The organism is Sphingomonas montana, from assembly GCF_001956315.1.
In the GTDB taxonomy this organism is placed as follows: domain Bacteria; phylum Pseudomonadota; class Alphaproteobacteria; order Sphingomonadales; family Sphingomonadaceae; genus Sphingomonas_R; species Sphingomonas_R montana.
Genome location: NZ_MOLY01000003.1, coordinates 1 through 4,463, shown reverse-complemented (window position 1 = coordinate 4,463; position 4,463 = coordinate 1). Strand labels below are relative to the sequence as shown.

Sequence of the window (4,463 nt, the reverse complement as noted above, 5' to 3'; positions counted from 1 at the left end):
CGGACGCCTAGCCGTAGGCCAGGCGGAGCATGGGGAGCATGGCGAGGACCAACCTTTTGATAGATCGCGCCCGGTCTGGCCGGTCTGCCTTGCTTCGTAGAAGCGACCGGCAACGCCGGTCATGGTGCCGATCAAGCGACACAAAAAAAGGGAGAGGCCGAAGCCTCCCCCTCGGGACTTACTGGAACAGCTTAATGAAGCCCGGCGCTAGGCCGATAATCGCGAGGACGAAACCTACAGAGCCGATTACCCACGTCTGCGCCGTGAGTTTGCTTTCCAGACCCTTGTTCGCTTCCTGCACCTTCACCGCGATATACTCCTCAATAGCCTCCACAACCTCGGCTGCTGCGTCTTCTGACACATTAGCCGCCTTCAACGCTCTGAACAATTTGATATGCATCTGGTTCTCCTTCTCGTTTTGTGAAGTGACCAAACGGCATGGGCTCCGGCGTCGGGGGTCAAGGACCGCGAAGCGGCCGCGAAGCGGGGAGTGGGGGAGCCGATTTGCGCAGCAAATTGGGGGAACCGCTCATCCTTGAGGCCCGGCGCGCACCCATGCCAAACTACCACATCACATAGAGAGAAGATTACACCCCCGACCGTCGAGCCGCCCCGATCGGCAACGCCGATCTGCCGGCAACGCCGGCACCCGCAAGGTGATCGTTACCCGAAGGGCCAAGACCCGAAGGGGCTTGGTCGGAGCGCAGCGGAGATAGAGCGCCGGTCCCGAAGGGATGCGCCGAACGCCTTTGCTCGATCTGGTCCAGGTGGGGGTGTTGCTGCATACCGATCGACGGAGGAAACATGGCGCAGCAAAATACACGCGAAGGCAAGTTTCGCACTGAACTAGGCGGGCTTTTCATCGGCGCGGCCATAGCAAGTTTCTTCCTCGGCCCTCTCGTCGCGATCGGAAGCCCGGCGCTTTGGGGTCTAGGAGGCTTAGGTTTGGGCTTCGCGATGATAGGTATTTACAATTTACAAGTCATCCGCCCGAAGTGGGTTAAGCGCACTCAATGGTTCTCGGGTATCTTAGGCGCGTTTGGGCTTATCTGCCTCGCTCTTGCTTTTGTAGATGCTTGCTCAACTACCAGCGCGTTAGACTTGCGATGCCAAAGATTACAGAACGACATGCTGGGGCTTAGTAAGCTGCAACCGGCTAAGAACCAATCGCCGCCACACGACGCTTTCGCGGCGCTCAAGTGCCGTCCGCAACGGCCGGGCCTGTCGTCGTAAAACGGTCGTTTTATGTCGGGTATATTCGACGCCTTGGTTTCGGCCCGGCGGTGGGGTAAAACCCTTCATTAAACGTACCGCAAACCTTTTGTCAGAAAGGTGTGGCACGCGACGGGTTTGCGAGGGTTCAAGCCGTATGGGTCAACTCGTAGGATATGCGCGCGTCTCGACGGCCGATCAAACGTCGGCCCTCCAGATTGACGCCCTGAACGCGGCAGGCGTCGCGAAGCTGTATGAGGAAACCGCCTCGGGCGCTCGCGCTGGTCGGCCGGTGCTGGCGGCTGCGCTCGATTACATGCGCGAAGGCGATACGCTGGTGATCTGGAAACTCGATCGGCTCGCCCGGTCGCTGTCCCAACTGATCGAAACGGTGCGGGCGCTGGAAGCGCGCGGCATCGGGATTCGATCGCTAACCGAAGCGATCGACACGACGACCGCGAACGGTCGGCTTATGTTCAACCTGTTCGGCGCGCTTGCCGAGTTTGAGCGCGACGTGATCCGCGATCGGACGCGCGCCGGCCTCGATGCCGCTCGGGCAAGAGGGAGGAAGGGCGGTCGGCCGCGCAAGCTGGACGAAAAGGATCTGGCGATTGCGCGGGCGCTGCTCGATGCAGAACCGCCCGTGCCGATCGCGGAAGTCGCGCGACGCCTCAAGGTCGCCAGTGCGACCCTTTATAACTACTTCCCGGCAAGCACGCTTGGCGGGCGCAAACGGGATCAGGCGGAAGCGCCGGAACTGCCGCTGTCGGTCCCGGCGTGATCGGCACGGGCGCGCTGCGCCCATTCCTCGACCTGCGCGGCCAACTCGGGCGGAAGCCAAACGTCCACGCGCTTCCAACTGGCGGGGAACTCGCGCGCGGCTTCCTCGACGCGCTTTAGGATCGAATTGACGCGCTGGCGGCTCGTCCCGAACTGCGCGGCTGCCTCGGACGGTCGTTGACCGTCCACCAGCACGCTACGCGCGATCTTGACCGTATCGACGGTCAACCGGCCTAGACGCGGCAATAGGGCGTCGAAGTCGGCCGCTGTCATCTTCTGGTCGCCGTCCATGTTCGGTCCCTTTTGCTCCATCAACCGGGCGTCAACAGACGTAAACACTACACGGCTTTGTGTTTGCGATCTAGTAGCGGTCGCGATCATTGCACGCCCAATCCACGCAAGGCCGTAGCAATCCCGGCATAGGTCAACGGGTGGATACGATCGCGGCTCGGAAGCTGGCCCAGGTCTAGGACATAATCGCCCCAACGTGTCGCCACGCGCTCCACGGTCGCGGCTGCGCCGCGATGATACGGCAAGAGCCAAACGACGCGCGAAGCGCGGAGCGTTTGGCGGCGTGCCCATAGATTGCTGGCTAGCGCCGGGCTGGTTGGGTCGTTCGATCCTATGCCGACGATCGCGAAGCGAGCGGAGGCGGCAGGAAGGGGCCAGCGTGCGACCTCGCGCGATCCCGCCCCGACACGGGCGACGACGGGGCAGGGGGCAACCGCTCCACGGTTGAACGCCTGCGCGGCTCCCTGCGCGGTGCTGTCGCCCACGAACAGGCAAGCAAGGGTAAGCGCGATCATAGCTGCAATTCCTCCTGCCGGTACTGGGCCGGTTCGTCGCCCTCGGTTCCTTGCCAGACGATCCGCCCGGCCTCGTAGATCGTGACGAACCCGCGCCCGGTCGGCGCATAGGGCGCGATCGGCCGGGCCTCATAATTGAAACACTGGCTATTAGCTGACGTGGCGGAAAAAGCGGGCGCGCTGCGCGCGTTCATGCGGACCCGGTCACAGGCCCCGGTGGGTTGCTTCACCCGCCGGCCTTTGCCCGTTGCCTTCCAATAGTCGAAGTCCCGCACGTCGCGGTCACAAGGCGCTTTCCAGTGCGTACAGCGGCAACAAGCCGCACCAGCGGGCAAGAGGGGGGAAGGGGCCTCGATCGGCTCCGGTGGCCGGTTGTGCCCGATCCCCGCCACGCTCAAGCCTTCCCTGTCATGGTCGCGGCCTGCTGCCGGATCAGCGATTGCAAATCCTCCTGCCCGTAAGCCGTGATTACGTCGGGCACGCTGACGGCGAACAAGCGGCCCTTGCGGTAGTCTTCGGCGCTGACCTCGGGCCGCGTCTCGAAGTTACCGGCGTAGCGGTCCAGAACCGCGACGATCGCGCGGCCTAGTAGGGCGTCCGAAAACTCGCGGGCGGTGCTGATATAGTCGGCCCCTCCGAACGTCTCGCACCATGCGCTTTTCGTGCGGGAATAGCTGTCGTCCATCCCGTCATAACTGCCGCCCTTGTAGGCGCTCGCGATCTGCTCGACCTCGGCCGTCGTCGGGCCGTCAGTCCATGCGATAGTGACGCTGCCGTGATGGCGCTTGCGAACGGAAAACGGGATGCCGGGGAAAGCTGCCTTTAGCTGCTTGCGTAGGTTCTTCGCTGCGAGGGTGCCGGAATACTGGTCGTCGCCCTGCTCAAGCGCGGCCAGCTCGGGCGCGATCTTCACGCGCGCGACCTCGGCCGCGTGTGCCTGGGCGGCTGTGGTCGCCTCGTTGCGGTTCCGCGCTTCGGTCTGCTCGGCATTGGCGAGGGCCGATTTCAGTTCGTTATCGCCTGCGACGGTATCGCGCACCGTCCATTGCACGCTGCGAACGATCGCCTCGGGCACGCGACGCGATCGGTTGCCGTTCAACCAAACGACGTCGACGAACGCGCGCCCCCCTTCCACGACGATCCCGTTTCCAAGGGTCCGAACACTGGCCGGGTTCTCGGTGCCCTCGATCGCATAAACGATCCCGTCGCCTGCATGGGGCAGGATGCAACGGACGTGCGAACCGATCACAAGCGGAGCGGTGCCGGTCTGGCGCGGCTGGGCCGGGACGAACGATGCGGAGCCGGTGACGGCTCGACGCTGGTTGTCGTTCGCGCCGATCACTTCGCGGACTCCCAACGCGCCGACATATCGCGGGCGGTGCCTAGCGCGTCGTCTGCGTCGTTGGTGTAATAGGCCAGCTTTTCCTGCTTCTCACGGCACCAACGGTCCGACTTTGCCGGGTTGCGAGCCGCTACCGACTGAAACAGGATGGTCACGCGCCATTCGCCATCGTTGCGGGTGACGGTCATGTGAGGAAGGGCTTTGATAGCTTTCCGGGTATCGTTGACGTTCATTGTCTGGCGTCCCTGCATGGACTGAACCGGGACCGTCGCGATTGCCGTCGCTGGGTGCCGGGCGGCTCGATCGAACCGACTTAGAAACAC

At 63.3% G+C, this 4,463-nt stretch carries 6 protein-coding genes and 1 pseudogene; 2 read left to right on the top strand and 5 right to left on the bottom strand.

Going from position 1 to position 4,463, the window contains the following annotated elements:
* Positions 1–178 precede the first annotated feature (178 nt).
* A complete protein-coding gene (locus BKY59_RS06560; RefSeq protein WP_076069895.1) occupies positions 179–400 on the bottom strand; it encodes a hypothetical protein in 222 nt (73 codons plus the stop codon).
* 404 nt (positions 401–804) lie between these two features.
* On the opposite strand from BKY59_RS06560, the gene BKY59_RS17270 reads away from it, so the two are divergent.
* Positions 805–1,233, top strand: coding sequence for a hypothetical protein (locus BKY59_RS17270; RefSeq protein WP_129586231.1), 429 nt, complete (start codon positions 805–807; stop codon positions 1,231–1,233).
* A 136-nt stretch (positions 1,234–1,369) separates the two neighbouring features.
* Positions 1,370–1,993 carry a recombinase family protein gene (locus BKY59_RS06555; protein ID WP_076069892.1) on the top strand — a complete coding sequence of 208 codons (624 nt, stop codon included), beginning with the start codon at positions 1,370–1,372 and terminating at the stop codon, positions 1,991–1,993.
* Here BKY59_RS06555 and BKY59_RS17265 read toward each other — a convergent pair.
* The 4 genes and pseudogenes from BKY59_RS17265 to BKY59_RS06530 form a co-directional block, all read right to left on the bottom strand.
* Positions 1,951–2,283: a TrfB-related DNA-binding protein gene (locus tag BKY59_RS17265; protein ID WP_076069902.1), complete on the bottom strand. Its 333-nt coding sequence runs from the start codon at positions 2,281–2,283 to the stop codon at positions 1,951–1,953. The two genes, BKY59_RS06555 and BKY59_RS17265, sit on opposite strands and share 43 nt — an antisense overlap.
* 511 nt (positions 2,284–2,794) lie before the next feature.
* Positions 2,795–2,992: a hypothetical protein gene (locus BKY59_RS18035; protein ID WP_240499990.1), complete on the bottom strand. Its 198-nt coding sequence runs from the start codon at positions 2,990–2,992 to the stop codon at positions 2,795–2,797.
* Between the two features lie 200 nt (positions 2,993–3,192).
* The gene (locus BKY59_RS06535; protein ID WP_076069883.1) at positions 3,193–4,140 is read right to left on the bottom strand and encodes an LPD29 domain-containing protein; all 948 of its coding nucleotides are present in this window, start codon (positions 4,138–4,140) and stop codon (positions 3,193–3,195) included.
* Positions 4,137–4,463 (bottom strand): annotated as a pseudogene (locus BKY59_RS06530) (hypothetical protein); the annotation flags it as partial. The gene BKY59_RS06535 and the pseudogene BKY59_RS06530, both read right to left, overlap by 4 nt.

What these genes read in the sequence shown, in the direction of transcription:
- BKY59_RS06560 (WP_076069895.1), bottom strand. Translation starts at nt 400, where the DNA reads ATGCATATCAAATTGTTCAGAGCGTTGAAGGCGGCTAATGTGTCAGAA.
- BKY59_RS17270 (WP_129586231.1), top strand. Translation starts at nt 805, where the DNA reads ATGGCGCAGCAAAATACACGCGAAGGCAAGTTTCGCACTGAACTAGGC.
- BKY59_RS06555 (WP_076069892.1), top strand. Translation starts at nt 1,370, where the DNA reads ATGGGTCAACTCGTAGGATATGCGCGCGTCTCGACGGCCGATCAAACG.
- BKY59_RS17265 (WP_076069902.1), bottom strand. Translation starts at nt 2,283, where the DNA reads ATGGACGGCGACCAGAAGATGACAGCGGCCGACTTCGACGCCCTATTG.
- BKY59_RS18035 (WP_240499990.1), bottom strand. Translation starts at nt 2,992, where the DNA reads ATGAACGCGCGCAGCGCGCCCGCTTTTTCCGCCACGTCAGCTAATAGC.